This is a genomic window from Mesorhizobium sp. M7A.F.Ca.US.002.01.1.1 (assembly GCF_004022955.1).
Taxonomy (GTDB): Bacteria; Pseudomonadota; Alphaproteobacteria; order Rhizobiales; family Rhizobiaceae; genus Mesorhizobium; species Mesorhizobium ciceri.
Map to the genome: position 1 here is coordinate 1 of NZ_RZQE01000820.1, position 1,530 is coordinate 1,530.

1 protein-coding gene is annotated in these 1,530 nt (G+C 64.0%); it reads right to left on the reverse strand.

Annotated elements, in window-relative coordinates:
- Window positions 1–281: 281 nt before the first annotated feature.
- Window positions 282–1,530 (reverse strand): translocation/assembly module TamB domain-containing protein (locus EN932_RS35790; RefSeq protein WP_206619027.1); only part of this gene is annotated, 1,249 nt, incomplete at its 5' end.

Below are 1,530 nucleotides of genomic sequence, written 5' to 3' on the forward strand. Positions count from 1 at the left end.
CTTATAAATTGTCATGACTTAACTCCCATTGTTGGCTTTCCGCCTTTTAACATTCCGCATCCAGGCCATGATGTCAAAGACGGCGTGGATTGAGAACATGTTAGGGAATGTGCAACTTTGAAAGGGGAGCGGTTCGCGTGATAACGACAGTCTTGGCGCAAATTTGCTACTGTCCGACGGATTCTTCTGGAATCGCGATAGTCGATTAAACTGAGACATTTACTCTGGCCCGCACAGCACCAGAATCGATCCACCATGAGGCCAAAAGCCCCGCCGGACTGTCAGTATTCCTTCTCGTAGAAGATGCCGCCCTTGGCTTCGCCGGCATCGTTGGCCTCGCCGCGCAGCTTGACGCCGCGCCCGACATTGAGGTCGATCGTCGCCTTGCCCGAGCCAGGCTTGTCGCCCTTCTGGATGGTGACATAGGTGCGGTCGTTGAGGTATTTGCCGGCCGAAACCGCCGTGCCGCCCTGGTCGTCGGTGGTGACGTCGAGATCGTCGACGCCAATGGCGCTGCGCAGGTTTTCCAGCAGCGACGTCGAGCCGCCGACGCCGGCCAGCTGCCCCGCCGCTTCGGCGAGCTGGGCGATCTGCAGCGGCGACAGGTTCGACATCGAGCGGCCGAAGATCAATTGCGCCAGCACCTCATCCTCGGGCAGCGCCGGCACCGAGGAGAAGGTGAACTTCGGATTGGTCGCTTCGCCCGACACCACGATGGTGACGGTGGCGCTGGTCGTCGTCGTGGTCGCCGTCAAATTGAGATAGGGCACCAGCGAGCCGGAAAACCCGACCGTGCCTTCGGTGAAGGTCAGCCGCTTGCCGAGGATCGACAGTCGTCCGCGCTGCAAGGTGAAGGTGCCGACCGCTTGCGGCGACGAGGCCGGGCCGGTCAGCTTCAGCGAGCCGCCAAGTTCGGCATCAACGCCCCTGCCCTGGATGAAGATCTGATTCGGCGCGTTGACCGTGACATCGAGCGCAAGGCCGCTACCGCCGCCCTTGCCGCTGGTCGTCGGCGGCCGCAGCGCCTTGTCCTGCGCCTTGACCGCGCCCGGCGCGTTCTTGTGCTTGACGTCGAGCGCCGCCAGCGAGCCCGGCAATTTGTCGGGAACGGTGATCACCGTCTTGGCGAGATTGACGGTGCCGGCGATGACCGGTGCGGAGGTCAGCGGTCCCTTGATCGTCAGGTCGCCGCCGAGATTGGCGGTCACCACCCTGCCGTCCGTATAGCGGCCGTCGACCAGCTTGATCGACAGGTCGGCCGGGAAACCCTGCGCCGGGTTGATGCCGACCGTGCCGCTGGCCGACAGGCTGCCGCGCGTTGACAGCGTTCCGGTCAGCCGGTTGATCCTGGCGACGCCGCCGGCAATCGAGACATCGGCGGCGAGATCGTTGACGGCGAGGCCGGAGCGCGCATCGACAAGGCGCGCACCCGAGGTGCTGATGCTGCCGCCGATGACGGGCGATGTCGCCGGACCGCGCACCTGCACGTTGACATTGGCGGTTCCAGACAAAAACAGGCCCCGCGCGGGC